At 66.2% G+C, this 15,393-nt stretch carries 17 protein-coding genes and 1 pseudogene; 7 read left to right on the top strand and 11 right to left on the bottom strand.

What is annotated here, in order from left to right:
- Positions 1 to 5: 5 nt before the first annotated feature.
- Positions 6 to 80, top strand: coding sequence for a 50S ribosomal protein bL37 (locus OSB52_RS25155; protein ID WP_370452957.1), 75 nt, complete (start codon positions 6 to 8; stop codon positions 78 to 80).
- Positions 81 to 292: 212 nt separating this feature from the next.
- Here the strand turns inward: OSB52_RS25155 and rsrA are convergent, their stop codons facing one another.
- Positions 293 to 604, bottom strand: a complete 312-nt coding sequence (gene rsrA / locus OSB52_RS14270) for a mycothiol system anti-sigma-R factor (RefSeq protein ID WP_266062344.1) — start codon at positions 602 to 604, stop codon at positions 293 to 295.
- Positions 601 to 1,305 (bottom strand): sigma-70 family RNA polymerase sigma factor, encoded by a 705-nt coding sequence (locus OSB52_RS14265; RefSeq protein WP_372512432.1) that lies wholly within the window; start codon positions 1,303 to 1,305, stop codon positions 601 to 603. The genes rsrA and OSB52_RS14265 overlap by 4 nt, the downstream gene beginning before the upstream one ends.
- 13 nt (positions 1,306 to 1,318) lie before the next feature.
- On the opposite strand from OSB52_RS14265, the gene OSB52_RS14260 reads away from it, so the two are divergent.
- From OSB52_RS14260 to OSB52_RS14250, 3 genes are all read left to right on the top strand, one after another.
- The gene (locus tag OSB52_RS14260; RefSeq protein ID WP_235724610.1) at positions 1,319 to 1,462 is read left to right on the top strand and encodes a hypothetical protein; all 144 of its coding nucleotides are present in this window, start codon (positions 1,319 to 1,321) and stop codon (positions 1,460 to 1,462) included.
- A 197-nt stretch (positions 1,463 to 1,659) separates the two neighbouring features.
- The gene (locus OSB52_RS14255; protein WP_266062341.1) at positions 1,660 to 2,157 is read left to right on the top strand and encodes an aminoacyl-tRNA deacylase; all 498 of its coding nucleotides are present in this window, start codon (positions 1,660 to 1,662) and stop codon (positions 2,155 to 2,157) included.
- 87 nt (positions 2,158 to 2,244) lie between these two features.
- Positions 2,245 to 3,069 (top strand): SOS response-associated peptidase, encoded by an 825-nt coding sequence (locus tag OSB52_RS14250; RefSeq protein ID WP_235724630.1) that lies wholly within the window; start codon positions 2,245 to 2,247, stop codon positions 3,067 to 3,069.
- Positions 3,070 to 3,080: 11 nt separating this feature from the next.
- Here the strand turns inward: OSB52_RS14250 and OSB52_RS14245 are convergent, their stop codons facing one another.
- Entirely contained in the window at positions 3,081 to 4,109 is a 1,029-nt protein-coding gene (locus OSB52_RS14245) for a zinc-binding alcohol dehydrogenase family protein (protein ID WP_266062339.1), read from the bottom strand.
- Between the two features lie 78 nt (positions 4,110 to 4,187).
- Positions 4,188 to 5,681 (bottom strand): flavin-containing monooxygenase, encoded by a 1,494-nt coding sequence (locus OSB52_RS14240; RefSeq protein ID WP_266062338.1) that lies wholly within the window; start codon positions 5,679 to 5,681, stop codon positions 4,188 to 4,190.
- Between the two features lie 205 nt (positions 5,682 to 5,886).
- Between OSB52_RS14240 and OSB52_RS14235 the strand changes: the two genes are divergently transcribed.
- Together OSB52_RS14235 and OSB52_RS14230 are read left to right on the top strand one after the other, a co-directional pair.
- The gene (locus OSB52_RS14235; protein WP_266062337.1) at positions 5,887 to 6,309 is read left to right on the top strand and encodes a globin domain-containing protein; all 423 of its coding nucleotides are present in this window, start codon (positions 5,887 to 5,889) and stop codon (positions 6,307 to 6,309) included.
- 96 nt (positions 6,310 to 6,405) lie between these two features.
- Entirely contained in the window at positions 6,406 to 7,677 is a 1,272-nt protein-coding gene (locus tag OSB52_RS14230; protein ID WP_266062336.1) for an MFS transporter, read from the top strand.
- Here OSB52_RS14230 and malQ read toward each other — a convergent pair.
- The 3 genes from malQ to OSB52_RS14215 are packed head-to-tail and all read right to left on the bottom strand — an operon-like array spanning position 7,669 to position 11,918.
- Positions 7,669 to 9,816 (bottom strand): 4-alpha-glucanotransferase, encoded by a 2,148-nt coding sequence (gene malQ, locus OSB52_RS14225; RefSeq protein WP_266062333.1) that lies wholly within the window; start codon positions 9,814 to 9,816, stop codon positions 7,669 to 7,671. The two genes, OSB52_RS14230 and malQ, sit on opposite strands and share 9 nt — an antisense overlap.
- Positions 9,817 to 9,853: 37 nt before the next feature.
- Positions 9,854 to 11,239, bottom strand: a complete 1,386-nt coding sequence (locus OSB52_RS14220; RefSeq protein WP_266062331.1) for an FAD-binding oxidoreductase — start codon at positions 11,237 to 11,239, stop codon at positions 9,854 to 9,856.
- Between the two features lie 31 nt (positions 11,240 to 11,270).
- Complete coding sequence (locus OSB52_RS14215; protein ID WP_235724618.1) at positions 11,271 to 11,918, bottom strand: SDR family oxidoreductase; 648 nt, start codon at positions 11,916 to 11,918, stop codon at positions 11,271 to 11,273.
- Between OSB52_RS14215 and OSB52_RS25150 the strand changes: the two are divergent.
- Positions 11,899 to 12,465, top strand: a pseudogene (locus tag OSB52_RS25150) (DUF222 domain-containing protein); the annotation flags it as partial. The gene OSB52_RS14215 and the pseudogene OSB52_RS25150 overlap by 20 nt on opposite strands.
- A 518-nt stretch (positions 12,466 to 12,983) precedes the next feature.
- Here the strand turns inward: OSB52_RS25150 and OSB52_RS14205 are convergent.
- The 4 genes from OSB52_RS14205 to OSB52_RS14190 all read right to left on the bottom strand — a co-directional run bounded on the left by OSB52_RS14205 (position 12,984) and on the right by OSB52_RS14190 (position 15,346).
- Positions 12,984 to 13,253, bottom strand: coding sequence for a GlsB/YeaQ/YmgE family stress response membrane protein (locus OSB52_RS14205; RefSeq protein ID WP_235725124.1), 270 nt, complete (start codon positions 13,251 to 13,253; stop codon positions 12,984 to 12,986).
- Positions 13,254 to 13,324: 71 nt separating this feature from the next.
- Complete coding sequence (locus OSB52_RS14200; RefSeq protein WP_266062330.1) at positions 13,325 to 14,191, bottom strand: ParA family protein; 867 nt, start codon at positions 14,189 to 14,191, stop codon at positions 13,325 to 13,327.
- 79 nt (positions 14,192 to 14,270) lie between these two features.
- Positions 14,271 to 14,561 carry a hypothetical protein gene (locus tag OSB52_RS14195; RefSeq protein WP_235725054.1) on the bottom strand — a complete coding sequence of 97 codons (291 nt, stop codon included), beginning with the start codon at positions 14,559 to 14,561 and terminating at the stop codon, positions 14,271 to 14,273.
- 65 nt (positions 14,562 to 14,626) lie between these two features.
- Complete coding sequence (locus OSB52_RS14190) at positions 14,627 to 15,346, bottom strand: LpqN/LpqT family lipoprotein (protein WP_266062328.1); 720 nt, start codon at positions 15,344 to 15,346, stop codon at positions 14,627 to 14,629.
- Between the last annotated feature and the right edge of the window lie 47 nt (positions 15,347 to 15,393).

The following is a 15,393-nucleotide window of genomic DNA, read 5'->3' as shown; positions in this document are numbered from 1 at the left end:
CCGTCATGGGCAAGCGCGGACGCAAGAAGCGCGCTCGTAAGAAGAACGCTGCCAACCACGGCAAGCGTCCCAACTCCTGAGTTTCGACTCGGGTAGCGAGCTTGAGGGTGTGGTCTGACGCGGTACGCGTCGAGAGAACCCGAAAAAACGCCGAGAGCATCCACCTTTGGAACAGAGAGTCGCCTCTCTGCACAAGGGTGGATGCTCTCGGCGTTTTTCCGGGTTCTGTCGACCGCCGCGGGGCAGGTGAGGTGCGGACGTCACCAGCCCGTGGTGACGTCACCCAACCGGGTCAGTCGGTACCCGACTCCCGCACGATCACGGTCCGACGGATCTCGACACGCAACCGCTCACGCAGCCCTTCGGGTGCGTGATCGCCGCCGCACTTCCGGTTGATCAGAGTCTTCATCTGCTGCTCGATGCCGTAATGGGCAAAACACGATGGGCAGGTGTCGAGATGCTCCTGCAGACGTGACCGTGCATCGGCATCGCACTCGTCGTCGAGGAGCAACCAGACATCCGCGATCACCGCGGAGCAGTCGAGTTCGACGAACTCAGGATCCATGTCGCCACCCTGATCATCACTTCGCTGTGTGCCGCTCATCTCTTCACCCCGCTCTCGGAGTTGCGTGCGGCGCGGTTGAAGCCGCGCTCACGGGCGACGTCGGCGAGTAGATCGCGCAACTGGCGCCGGCCACGATGCAGCCGGGACATGACGGTTCCGATCGGCGTGTCCATGATCTCCGCGATCTCCTTGTAAGGCAGACCTTCCACGTCGGCGTAGTACACCGCCATCCGGAAGTCCTCCGGGAGTTCCTGCAGCGCGGCCTTGATGTCGTCGTCGGGTAGGGCTTCGAGCGCCTCGATCTCCGCTGAGCGAAGTCCGGTCGACGAGTGTTCGGCCGTCGCCGCCAACTGCCAATCGGTGATCTCGTCAGTGGGATACTGCGCCGGTTGACGCTGCTTCTTGCGATATCCGTTGATGTAGGTGTTGGTCAGGATCCGATAAAGCCACGCCTTGAGGTTGGTGCCCTCCCGGAAGGACGAGAAGGCCGAGAAGGCCTTGACGTAGGTCTCCTGAACCAGGTCTTCGGCATCGGCCGGATTACGGGTCATCCGCAGTGCTGCGCCGTACATCTGGTCGAGCAACGGCAACGCGTCACGCTCGAAACGCTCCGTCAACGCCTCGGGCGACTCGCCCGGATCGGCTCGGCGCGGCGCCTGCGACCCGACTCCGGATGTGCGCTTCGAGTCCGCATCGGCCGCATCGGCGGGCGCCTGGTCCTGCGACTCGGGTTCGGTCACTACGATCCCTTCGGTGACGGCGTTCGCTGGGATCGAGGTCGGTGCCCGCAGCACCCATCGGGTGTCCGGGGCCACGATCCCGTTGGAGATCCCACTGTCGGACCAGCTTACCGATGCCGCGCCGGGCGCGACGCCCACCTGGGATGCTGACTCGTGAACCGCGCTGGTGGGTTCGACCAGACCAGTGCTACTCATATGGCTGTTCGACCTTCCGTGTGAGTCGGGAATGTTCGGTTGACGAGCGGCCACCGCCGGTTGCCCGCGTCGTCGACACATGCGTCAACAGTGTGTGCACGGCAAATGTTCCATGCGATGTACGGATCGGCAGCACAGCCAGCAGAACGGAGCGAGATGATGGCCGCAACACCGGCGGTGACGGCACTCGAACGCGCAGGTATCGCCTACAGCGTGCACCGCTACACCCACGACAAGAACAGCGACGCGTACGGCGCCGAGGCGGTCGCTGCGCTCGCCGATGCCCTCGGGATAAGTCCGGATCAGGTCTTCAAGACCTTGGTGATCGATCTCGGCGGTCACCTGGCGGTCGCAGTGGTGCCGGTACCGCGCCGACTGTCGCTGAAAGCAGCCGCCGCGGCGTTGGGCGATGTCACCAAGGGCACATCCAAGGCGGCGATGGCCGCCGAGAAGGCGGTCACCCGCTCGACCGGCTACGTCTTCGGCGGGGTGTCACCGCTCGGCCAGCGCACGGCGCTGCCCACGGTCGTGGACAGATCCGCGCTCGACTGGTCGACGGTGTACTGCAGTGCCGGTCGGCGGGGTATGGAGATCGGACTCGCTCCCGGCGACCTCTTCGCGGCGACGAATGCCGTGACCGCCGACATCGCGGTGTGAGTGATCGCCGTGTGAGGGGTCGCGGTGTGAGTGTCAGTGGAATCGTGTCATGGGTCCGTGTCGGGGGTTCGTGCCAGCATGGAGACCATGTGCGGACGATATGCGGTGACCACCGACCCGGCGAAGCTCGCCGCGGAGATCGATGCGATCAACGAGGTGCCCGTTCCCCTCGACCCGGCGGGCGACGAATCGGCTGATGACAAATCGGCGAAGGACGGGTCCGCGAACAATGAGCCAGTGTCGGCCGAACGAGGCACGTCCGGACGGTCCCCCGGCCCGAACTACAACGTCGCACCCACCACCACGGTGATGACCGTGGTGCGGCGTCACGCACCCGACGATGCCGACGACGACCCGGCGCTGCGCATCCGCGCGATGCGCTGGGGCCTGGTGCCGCCATGGGCCAGGGAGGTCGGCAAAGGCCCGCTGCTGTTCAACGCTCGCGCGGAGAGCGCGGCGGAGAAGAGTTCGTTCCGCTCCTCGGTGAAGTCCAAGCGGTGTCTGGTCCCGATGGACGGTTGGTATGAGTGGAAGAAGGGCCCCGCCGATGCGAAGGGCAAACCCACCAAGGTGCCGTTCTTCATGTCCCCCCACGATGGGACCCGACTATTCATGGCCGGTCTGTGGTCGGTGTGGCGCCCGAAGGACGCCGCACGGGACACACCACCGTTACTGAGTTGTTCCATCCTCACGACCGACGCCGTCGGACACCTGCGCGATATTCACGACCGCATGCCGCTGATCATGCCCTTCGAGAATTGGGATCCGTGGCTCGACCCGGACCACACCGCCCCCGCCGAACTGTTCGCACCGCCGAGCGAGGCGATCGCCGACGCGATCGACGTCCGCGAGGTGGCCCCGCTGGTGAACCGGGTTGCCAACAACGGGCCGGAACTGTTGGAACCGGTCTGAGCGGCCCGCGGTCAGTCGGGCACGAGGACCGCGGCACCGTCGAAGCGTCCCGCTTTCAGGTCGGCGAGCGCCTCATCAGCCCCCGACAGCGGATAGGGGTGGGTGGTCGCGTGCACGCCATGGCGTGCGGCAAGTGTCAGGAACTCCTCGCCGTCGGCCCTGGTGTTCGCGGTGACCGAGCGGATCTCTCTTTCGTAGAAAAGCTCTCGCTGATAGTTCAGCGGCGGAACATCACTCAGGTGAATGCCCGCAATGGCCAGGACGCCACCGCGATCGAGGGCGCGCATCGCCACCGGCACCAGCTCACCCACCGGAGCGAATGTGATGGCGGCGTCCAGTGGCTCCGGCGGGGCAGCGTCGGTGGCGCCCACCGACGTCGCCCCCAGGCGTCGCGCCAACTCGCGTGACTGTTCGCCGCGGGTCATCACATGCACCCTGGCGCCCAGGGCGATCGCGACCTGCGCACAGAGGTGTGCACTGCCACCGAAGCCGTAGAGGCCCAATCGGTGCGGGATCTCGAAGCCGAACTCGGCACCCAGGTCGGGCCGGCTCGTCCGCTTGAGCGCACGATAGCCGATGATGCCGGCGCAGAGCAGCGGGGCCGCGGCGACGGTGTCCAGGTCGGCGGGCAGGCGATACGCGAACGGCGCAGGCACGGTGGTGAAGTCGGCATAGCCGCCATCATGGTCCCACCCGGTGTAGGACGATGCCGGACAGAGATTCTCGTCGCCACGCCGACAGTAGTCGCAGGTGCCATCGGTTCGGTGCAGCCACGCCACCCCGACGCGGTCACCGACGGCGAACTCGGTGACCCGCGCACCCAGCGCTGCCACCTCCCCCACTACCTCGTGCCCAGGGGTCACCCGGTCTCGATGGAGTGGGAGATCCCCTTCGGCCACATGCAGATCGGTGCGGCACACGCCGCATGCGAGGACACGAACGAGCAGTTCGTCGTCACCCACCACGGGCACATCTTTGCGCACCAACCGCAGCGGGTGGTGCTCGATCGGCGCCGGAGCGCTCACTTCCCAGGCACGCATGATTCCAGGATATGGCGGCATTGCTGCGGTGATGGGGGCGTCGGCAGCATGTCCCCGACCCAGCCCGGTGACGGTGGGTCAGCGGTACCGATAGTCGTCGAGCGGGAACCCGTCCATCTCGCGCCGCGTGGACAGAGTGGAACTCGGCCGCAACAACGCCGCCTCACCGTGCTGGTTGAAGTAATAGCTTCGGGCCGACGAACAGTCGCCGTTGTAGAACACCGAGGACTGCAACTTCTCGGTGACCCGGGCCAGGAATTCCGCGTTGGCCTCCTCGGTCACTTCGAAGGTCGTGGCCTGCCGCTGCCGCAACTCACCGAACAGCCGACGGATGTGGGTCATCTGCCCTTCGATCGTCGTGAAGTACGACAACCCGCTGTAGGAGTACGGACTGTTCAGCGAGAGCAGGTTGGGGAAACTCGGCATGGCGATACCCTCGTACGCCTGAAACCGGTTCTCTCGCCACCAGGTGCCGAGATCGCGTCCATCCCGCCCGACGATGTCGAACGCCGGAAAGTTGGTTCCCCAGAGATCGAAACCGGTGGCCAGGACCAGAACGTCGACCTCGGTGCGGTCGCCATCGGTGGTGATGATCGCTCCCGGTTCCACCCGGTCGATGGAGCTCGTCTGCAGAGAGACATGCGGATCGTTGAAGGCGCGCAGGTAGCTGTTGGAGAACGTCGGCCGTTTGCAGCCGAAGTCGTACGTCGGAGTCAGTGCCGCTCGGGTACTCCGGTCGCGCACCTGGGCGCGCAGGTGCGCGCGCGCCAACAGCTCTGCTCCCCGGTTGCCGATTCTGGCCTGCTTGAAGTGCAGGACCCCGAACACCATCAGGGCCTCGAGTGCGGCGGTGTTCACCATCCGGGCCAGGCGCTGGGTAATCGGCACCCGGGCGAAGATCTTCTGGACAGGCGCCGGGATTCCGAAATCGACTTTCGGCACCACCCAGATCGGCGTCCGCTGGAACACGGTGAGAGTTTCTGCCTGGCGGGCGATCTCGGGTATCAGCTGGACCGCGGTGGCGCCGGTGCCCACGATCACCGCCCGCTCACCGGTGAAGTCGTGGCCATCCTCCCAGGCAGTGGTGTGGATGATCTTTCCGCCGAACGTGTCGAGACCCGGAAAGTCAGGCGTGTGCGGTTGGGAGAGGAACCCCGTGGCAGTGACCAGATAGCGGCACGTTCGCGTCGCACCGTCGGCCGTGGCGACCCGCCAGAGTCGCTCGCGCTCATCCCATTCCGCCCGCGTCACCGTGGTGTCGAACTGCATGTGTCGCTTCAGGTCGTAGCTGTCGGCGACGTGATGGGCGTAACGCTTGAGTTCGACTCCCGGCGCGAACAGCCGCGACCAATACGGGTTCGGTTCGAACGAGTACGAGTAGGTGACCGAGGCGATGTCGACGGCCAGGCCGGGATAGTGGTTGACGTGCCAGGTGCCACCGAGATCCTGCTCGCGCTCGAGGATGGCGATGTTCTCGAAACCCAGGCTCTTGAACTCGATTGCGGCACCCAACCCGCCGAAGCCCGCCCCGACGATCACCACATCGTGGTCGGGTCGTGCCGTCTCTGTCATCGCTTCCGCCCCCGGGCCGAATCGTCGATCGTGCTGACCGATGTGAGTGTTACTCCCCGAAACACTAATCGACGAGACGCGACGTGACCAGACCCGTCGGCGACGTCGGTGATCCGAGCGGCTGTGAGGTTGGTGTTACCGGTGCGGCGACCCGTTGTGCCGTCGCGGTAATTGCCAGGTAACAGCGGTTCACCACGATCGTCGCATGGACAAAATTCTTCTCGAGCGCAGTCTGGCGCTGGTGGACCTACCCGACGACGGCCTCACCGTCCGGTTCTATGAGGTGCTCTTCGAGCGATATCCCGAGGTACAACCCATGTTCAGTCGGGGCGTGCGTCCGCAAGCCGCGATGTTGCGCACGGCCATCATCGCGGTGGTCGATCATCTCGAGGATTCCGCGTGGCTCTCGTCGACACTGGGCACGCTGGGCCGCCGTCACGCCGAGTTGGGCGTGACCGAACCGATGTACGGCGCGGTCGCCGAGTGCATGATCGCCACCATGTCCGAAGTCGGCGACCCGCATTGGACCGTGGAGATGACCGCGGCGTGGTCGGAGGTGCTGTCGGCAGTGGCGTCGCTGATGGTCGCGGCATACCCCGACGAGGCCGACGCGTCGGGCGCAGCCTGACGATCGCCGCGGCCGACACCGACACCGACACCGACACCGAAGTGGACACCGAAGCTGCGCGGGAATACGGCCGCGACATCCGACGCTGGCACAGTCATGCCGCAGACCGGGAGCAGCCACACACAGACGGCCCCAGCGCAACGACGAGAACGGTCACGTGGGCGTTCGTTCGCCGCGGCCGCACTCGCCTTCGCCGTCGTCATGCTCGGCACCACCCTGCCCACCCCGCTCTATGCCATCTACGCGGCCGAGCTCGGCTTCGGCGTGGTCACCACCACGGTGATCTTCGCGATCTACGCCGCCGGCGTGATCGCCGCACTGATCGTGTTCGGTCGCTGGTCCGATGCGGTGGGACGACGGCCACTGCTACTCGCCGGCGCACTGCTCTCGGCAGCCAGCGCCGTGGTGTTCCTCACCGCAGGACCCGTGTGGCAGTTGATGATCGGCAGGGTGCTGTCCGGTTTGTCGGCGGGAATCTACGCCGGCGCCGCAACCGCGGCCATCATCGAACTGGCACCCCGGGGCTGGCAGGGCCGGGCACCCGCCATCGCCACCGCCGCCAATATCGGGGGTCTGGGGTTGGGGCCGCTGATCGCCGGACTCCTCGCTCAATTCGCACCCGCCCCGCTCCGCCTTCCATTTGCGCTCGATCTGGTGCTGCTGGCACCGGTCCTCGTCGGGATCTGGTTCCTGACGGAATCGGTTGATGTCCGCGCCGGGACGCGCCTGGGTTTGCAGCGGCTGTCGGTTCCCGCCGAGGTCCGAGGCGTCTTCGTGCGTGCGGCCATCGCGGCCTTTGCCGGGTTCGCGGTGATGGGCACCTTTACAGGTGTGACCCCGTCGTTCGTGTCGCAGATACTCGGCATCGACTCGCACGCGATCGCCGGCATCCTGGTGGCGGTGCTGTTCTTGACCTCGGCGTTGACCCAGATCGTCGGGCGTTCACAGCTTACGGAGCGGTCCCTGATCGTCGGATGCGCAGTCCTGGTCGTCGGAATGGCCGTGCTGGTGAGCGGGCTGCTGGTCCCATCGTTGGCCATCCTGTTCCTCGGCGCGATCATCAGCGGAATCGGTCAGGGACTCTCCTTCAGCAAGGGGTTGGCCGCGGTCGTCGCGGCCAGCCCATCCGACCGGCGCGCCGAAGTCACCTCGACCTATTTCGTGGTCGCCTATGTGGCGATCTCGATCCCGATCGTCGGTGAGGGTTTCGCCGCGGCCCACTGGGGGCTGCGCACCTCCGGGATCGCATTCAACATCGCGGTCGGTGTTCTCGCCCTCATCGCTCTGGTATTGACCCTGGTGGCGGTGCGCTCCGATCACGGCCCCGGGCCGCGGCACACCGCCTCCCGGGGTGACCACTCAATGTGACCCGACGCCCTGCTCCGTCAGTGCGTCGACCAGACTCGCGAAGCGCGCATTGCTGGCCAGATCCTCGACGAGAACCACCTGGCCGTTCTCGTCGGCGAGCGGGATGCACCAGTTCGGGTACTGCGACGAATCGGTGCCGGGCTGGTTCTGAATCCGACGCTCCCCCACCGCATCGACCAGCGCCACACTCAACAGCACAGACGGCGTCTGCGCGATGAGTCGGTACAGCGCTTCAACCGTCTCCTGCCCGGTCGGTGCGGCGTCGGGCGGTAGCAGTCCACGGGATCGGGCCAGATTCAGTACGGCGTCGCGGTCACGTTCGTCACGTGCGCGTTCGGCCGCCTCACCGGTCTCCAGCAACCCCAACCGAGAACGCAATTCGATGTGGTCACCGGCGAGGTAGCCCACCGTGGGTGGCAGGTCGTGAGTCGTCACCGACGTCAGGCACAATTGCCGGTACTCCTCCGGCGGCACCGGCGCATCGGCACCGTGTTCGAACCACAAGATCGAGGTACCCAGTATTCCGCGCTCGGTGAGCGCCTGCTGCACATACGGTTCGAAGACTCCGAGGTCTTCACCGATCACCACGGCACCAGCCCGTTCGGCCTCCAACGCCAGTATGCCGATCAGCGCGTCGTGGTCGTAATGGACATAGGTGCCCGCTGCCGGGCTCTTGCCGTCGGGAATCCACCAGAGCCGGAACAACCCCAGGATGTGGTCGACCCGCAGACCGCCCGCATGCCGCAGGACCGTACGCAGCATGTCGCGATACGGCTCGTATCCGGCCTCGGCCAGGCGGCGCGGGTCCCACGGAGGCTGGTCCCAGTTCTGTCCCTGCTGATTGAAACCGTCGGGCGGCGCCCCGACAGTCGCGCCACGGGCGAGCACATCGCCGAGCATCCACACATCGGCACTGTGCCGAGCCACCCCGACCGCGAGGTCGGCGATGATCCCGATCCGCATGCCCGCCGACAGAGCGGCATGCTGTGCATCGGCGAGTTGCTGATCGCAGATCCATTGCAGCCACATGTAGAAGTCGACGCGGTCGGCCAGCTCTCGGCGCTTACGCTTGACGAAGTCCTTGTCCCGCAAGCGCGTCGTCCACTTGGGGCTGTCGGAGCCGAAATGCTCGGCCAGCGCACACCAGGTGGCGAAGCGGCGCAGCCCCTTGCCCTCACGCCGCCGAAACGATCGGTAGGCAAAGTCCCGCTCGTCTGATCGCGGCTGGTCGTGGATCATCTCCAACGCGCTCATCTTGGCCCGGAACGATTTGTTGCGCTTGATCTTGTCGGTGGCGAGGTTCTCGTCGAAAAAGGCTCGCTCCAGCGTCTTGAGGTGTTTACGTGCCCGTTTGTCCAGTCTCGCGACCTCGGGGATGTCGCCGACCCGGATGTAGAGGGGATTGACGAACCGCCGGGTCACCGGCAGGTACGGGGACTGTTCGATGGGTGCGGTCGGTTGCGCCGCGTGCAGCGGGTTGACCTGGACGAAATCTGCCCCATGACTACTGGCCGCGGCCTCGCAGATGCCCGCGAGGTCGGCGAAATCGCCGACTCCCCACGACCTCGACGAGCGGACCGAATACAGCTGGACGGCCACGCCCCAACGCCGACCGTCTAGCAGGCCATCAGCGGTCGACAGCCGCCGAGGCGTCACGATCAGCGGCCGATCCACGGTCTGTTCGGTGGCCGGATCGAGGGCATGCACCCGGTGATAGCCCGGTTCGATATTCGCGGGGACCTCGAAGGTCGCCCGACCGATGAGTACCCCGTCGACCTCGCGCGGTTCGACCCACTCGTCGACCTGTGCGGGCTGCTCGGTGCGTCCGTCCTCGGTGACGATCCAGACATGAAGCGGATCCCAGTGCGGCACATGGGCGATGAACCGGGTCCGGGCGCCTTCGACGGCCACCGTCACCGGCGGCAACATCTCTCGCCACGGCGCATCGTCGAGGTGCGCGTGGGCCGCGGCGATCTCCTCGGAGCCATCGGCGGCCACGCCCAGCGAGGCGAGCACCGCCACGATCGTATCCGAACTCACGTGATGGTCGAGTTGATCCCAGCCCACATACCGATCGGCGACGCCACAGCGTCGGGCCAGCTCCACCAGGTCCTCGCGCGCCCCATCGTCGGTCGTCACGAGATGAATCGTCTCAGGATTCGGTCGTTCGCGCGCGTCAGCCGAACAGCACGCCCGGGTTCAACCGGCCGTCGGGGTCCCAGGCACCCTTGATCGCACGCATCGTGGCGAGATCGACGTCACTACGCCCCAGGTGCGTCCACGCCACCTTTGCCCGGCCGATACCGTGCTCGGCGCTGATGCTGCCGCCGTTGGCGGCGACGATCCCGAAGACTCGCCCCGTCAGTTCCTCGGCGTTGTGTTCGGGCACATCGAGCAGGTTGACGTGGATGTTGCCGTCCCCGACATGCCCGAACAGGATCGACCGGCACGGGTGCTCGACGAGGTCGGCCACGGCGGCCAGTTCGGCAAGCGCCTCCGGAAGCGCCCGAATCGGCACGGACACATCGAGTTTCACCACCGGCGTGGTGGACGACCGCGAGATCGTCTCGGTGTGCCGCTCACGCGCCGCCCAGAGATCGCGGGCCGGGCCGGGTTCGAGCACGGCGTCGACGACGTCAGCATCGTCGAGAACGTCGATCACCGCGGCCTCCACATCACCGGTGCCCGACACTTCCACCAGGGTGTAGAAGGGCGCGTGCGCGGCCACCGGCCGGCGCACGCCGTGCTGATGCACCAGTTCAATCCCCGCATCGGTCATGATCTCGGCCGCCTCGACGGTCAGTCCTCGCTCGGTCATGGTGTCGATGAGGGCGAACGAATCCTCTACGTGGCGCACCGCGGCCACCGTCACGATCGTCGAGGCAGGCGGGGCCACCAGCCGGAAAAGGACCCGGGTCACGATGGCGAGGGTGCCCTCGCTCCCGGCTAGCAATCCGGGGATGTCGTAGCCGACGTTGTCCTTGACGAGCGATGTCCACCTGCGCAACACCTGACCGTCGGCGCGTACGGCCTCGATGCCGAGTACCTGGCGACGGGTGTTGCCGTGCCGGATCATCCGCACCCCGCCGGCGTTGGTCCCGACCACCCCACCCGCGGTGGCCGACTCTCGCGACGCCAGATCCACCGGGAAGCGTAGGCCGTGCTCTGCGGCGCGGGAGTCGATCTGATCGATCGTCGCACCCGCCTGGACACCGACGCAGCGACCGCGGGTGTCGACCTCATCAATGTCGGTCATACGGGCAGTGCTCATCACCACCAGCAGGCCCCGGGACGCGGGCTCGGTAGGCGGCACCGACCCGCCGACCAGCCCGGTGTTGCCACCCTGCACGCAGATGGCCACGCCGTGGGCGGCACACGCAGAGACCACCGCAGCCACCTCATCGGTGGTACGCGGGCGGATCACCGCGTCCGCCGTCCCGGTCCAACGTCCGGTCCAATCGGTCAGATGGCCGGCCATCGCATCGGTGTCGGTCAACACATGCGCGTCCCCGACGATCGCCACGACATCGGACAGGAACGACGTGGCGTGTGTATCGGTCATGGTCCGATTGTCGGCGATGACCGGTGAGATCTCACGACACCGCGTCTGCGATGGGGGTGTCGCCGTCGTTGAACTCGATGCGCTTACCCACCGTCGCGGGGACGGCGAGTACGGCCGCGGCGACCTGCGCGACGTTGTCACGGCTCACCTCGTCGCCGGCCACCCGGTCCCCGCCGACCGTGATCCGGCCGGTACCGGGTTGGTCGGTGAGCCGGCTGGGTCCGAGAACGGTCCACTGCAGATCGGATGCCGTCAGATGTTCGTCGGCGGCAGCTTTCGCCTCCGCGTAGGGATAGAACGAATTGTCCTCCGGCACACCATGGTCGGGCCCGGCTCCGAAATAGGACACCATTACATAGCGGTTCGCGCCCGCGGTGGCAGCGGCGTCCATCGAGCGGATCGCGGCATCGCGGTCGACGGCGTAGGTCCGGTTCGGGTCGCCACCGCCCGCGCCGGCGGAGAAGACCACCGCGTCCTGGTCGGTGAGTACCGAAGCGATCCCGGCGACATCGAGATTCTCCACATCGGCAACGACCGGCGTGGCACCGGCGGCCTCCACATCGTCGCGATGGGCCGGGTTGCGGATCAGCGAGGTCACTTCATCGCCCCGGTCGGACAGGATCTTCGCCAAGCGCAGAGCGATCTTGCCGTGACCCCCGATGATCGCGACGCGTGTCATGAACACTCCTCTCGTTGCGGTCCCTACCCCACCAACGTACCGACCGGACGCGACGAAGGGTTGCGGGTTCGACTGGTTGCGGCATTCTCGAACATACGTTCGGAACGGTCAGTCGGGGGTGAGTATGGCCGAGTTTCATGAGTGTGATGCAACCGATGCCGCGCCCACCAAGTCTGCGCCCACCGACTCTGCGCCGCCTGATTCGGTGCCCCATGATTCGGTACCCCCTGATTCGGTACCTTCTGGGTCGGTGTCGGCGGGGTCGTTGTCGGAGGTGCCGGGTCTGCTCGCCGAGCTGGATGCGGTGGTGGATCGGTTGCCGCATGACAAGAAGGTGGCCGCCGAGGCCACCCTGGCCGGGTTGGCCTGTGAGCACACGCCCGCCGAGATCGGTGAACTCGGGCAGCGGCTACTCGACAACCTCGACCCCGACGGCGAGTTGTCCGACGGCAGTGACCGTAAACGACGTCGTAACGTGTGGGTCAACCGGCAAGACGCCCAGCAGATGTCGAAACTAACCGGTCACCTCGACCCGGAAACCCGCGCCCTGATCGAAACGCTGTGGGCGGTATGGGCCACACCCGGCCTCAACAATCCCGACGACCCCGACTCGCCACCCGCGCGCAACGGTTGGTGTCTTTCGCCCGCCCCGACGGGCACGTGTGCTCAGCACCCGACTGCGATCAGCCCGCCGCCCACGCGGAGATGCATCACGCCGTGCGTGACTTCGCCGACGGCGGCAACACCGACATCGTCGACCTCGCCCCCGCCTGTGGCCCCCACAACCGGATGGTCGGCAAAAACCCGGGCCAGTTCACCGCCGGGGTCTACACCGACGGCCCCGACGCCGGCCGCGTGTGGTGGCGACGCAACAGCGAACCCGACCCTCGAACAAGCACGCGCCCGCATCCACCCACCACCAGCACAGGCGCCGCCGCAGCGTCTCAACTCATTCGAACTCACCGAGATGATCCCCCAACCCATCTCGGTCATGGAGGCCTGCCTCGCGCACCGCCTGTACACCAGCGGCCACCGGCCGCGGGGCGGTCACTGGCCGCAGGGTGGTCACACCTTCGATCGACCACGCACGAGGCCGACAATCCACAGCAGCAGGCAGGCCCCGGCGAGACAGGTCACGAAACTGAAGATCAGTCCGCCGCCCTCCACATCGACGCCGAACAGGGCGAGGATGAACCCTCCGAGCAGGCCACCGACGATGCCCACCACGATGTTGAGCAGAATGCCCATCTGAGCGTTGGTCTTCATGATCATGCTGGCGATCCACCCGGCAAGGCCGCCCACGATGATCCATCCGATGATTCCGAGTCCGAGCATCATTCCTCCACCTGGTCGGTACGCGGCGGCAGCTGGACCAGACCGCGTTCGGTCGCACACCCGACTCGACGCTACGCGGTGGACGAGACCTTCGCGGCCGCTTCGATCATCAGTGCCTGTGTCACGCCCCGGAACTGCTCGAAGTGCCCGTGATGGCCGTACTTGGCGCGCAGGTTCACGTACGGCCGGTACTCCGCTGCGGCACCGATCACGTTGGCCTCGTGGAGGTACGCGGGCAGTACGTTCTGTATCGACGGGTCCCGACGGAGCCGTAAGACCGTGTCCTGGTGAAGTGTCGCCGCAGCGCGGAACTTGGTCACCACCACACCCAATTCGGTGATCTCACGGCCGATTTCCCTTCCGAAGTCGGCGACCTGACGCTGAACATGACCGATCGCGTACGTCGACAACACGTCCGGGATCGTCGGAATCACATAGGCATCGGCCAGCGAGAGACCGTTGAGACTGAACGGACCGACATTCGGCGGGCAGTCGATGAGGATGAAGTCGTAATTGTCGGCGATCGCGGCAACCGCGCGACGCAGCACGTCGATCAGCGCGGCGTGGTCGTCGGCGGCCACACGGCGTGCACTCAGTTCCTCCTGCAACTCGATGAAGTCGAGGGAGGCCGGCAACAGGTCCACACCCCGCACCGACTCGACGGGTGACACATCGCGCTGAAGCGTCGTGTCGAGATCGAAACGCCTGGTGTCGTCGAGTGCGTCCGCGAACAGCGTCGCCAGTGTGTGTCCCCGCTTGTTGCATTGCAGCCACCGGTCCTGTCCGATCATCATGGTGGTGAGGTTCGTCTGCGCGTCGAGATCCACCAGCAGAACACGCTGCCCGAACTCGCCGGCCAGGAATTCGGCCACACCGGCAGTCAGCGTCGTCTTGCCGACACCTCCCTTGAGGCTGATGGTCGCGATCGCCGTCGGCATGGCCCACCCCGTGTGCTGGCAGTTTCGGTGGACAGCGTATCCCGGATCGGCGGTACACCGGGCAGCTGCGAGCCCAGGGTCATTCGTGGAACTCGTTTTTCGGGAGTCGTGGGCGCGTTCCGGTCGGGCGCCGACGTCCCGGTATCCGGAGCGTCCAACGCGCCGGTGCGACCGTGAAGTCCATCCATCGCCCATCTCCGAGCCAGAGTGACCAGAGATCCTCATCGGGGAAATCGCCCATCCGCACATAGATCTGCTGATCGGCGGCGCGAGCGGTCAGCCAGCCCTGATCGTCCGGGTCGTCGGCGAAGACCGCGTCGGCGGCCAAGACCTGCTCGAGATCGTCCACTCGGTCGCTGCGTCGGACCATGTCCTCCCCTGTCGGTGTTGAACTGCTGGTGTGCCGACCATCGGCGAATCGGGCGGCTGTCCCGATCAGTCGTCGAATCGGACCGAACTGACGGCGGCGGTAATCGATCGGCGGAACGCAGCACCCTCGCGCGCCGGGGCGGTTCCGGTGGCGTGCAGCAGATATGCGACGTTTCCGCGACGGTAGGCGGCATACCGGATGGCACAGAACCAGGTCTCGTCATCACCGACGTAGGTTCCCGACTGGACCGACGATCCCTCGGTGCGGAAACCCGGCTGAGTACGCGTGGCTTCGCTCTCGTCCCACTCGGGCAATGAACGAGCCTCGACAAACGCGTGATCCATGAGCTCGGACACAGCTACGGCGTGATCGATGACGAAGCGGGTCAACACGATCGCGATGGTGCCGTCGTGGCCATGGCCGAGGTACAACCGCAGATAGCCGGGCGCCAGCACGCTGCTCCAGGTGTCGTCGTCGACGTCTACCAGGATTTCGCCGGGAATGGTGTCGGCGTCGGTGACGCGACTTGCGCTCACCGACATCTGTGCGAGTCGATCCAGAATCGGGATGTCGGTCGACTGCGACTGCCGACGACCCGCGCGATGCCACTCGGCCGAGCTGTAGGCGAATCGAGGGGGTCGCAGGACGGTCGGCTCCACCGGCGGCGTGTCCGCGTCATCACGAGCACGTGCGGAAAGTGACTCGACATGAGCGGGGCATTCACCTGACCCGAACACGGCGCCGTCCCCGACCGCACCGGGGGCATTGCCGGTGTCAGTGGTCATCGGCCGATCCGCACCTCAGGCATGCACCGTGCGCGCAGCGAACGGTC

The sequence above is a fragment of the Gordonia aquimaris genome, from assembly GCF_026262595.1.
Classification (GTDB): Bacteria; Actinomycetota; Actinomycetes; order Mycobacteriales; family Mycobacteriaceae; genus Gordonia; species Gordonia tangerina.
Note: the sequence above shows the minus strand (reverse complement) of the source record. Positions and strands in the feature narration are given on the sequence as shown.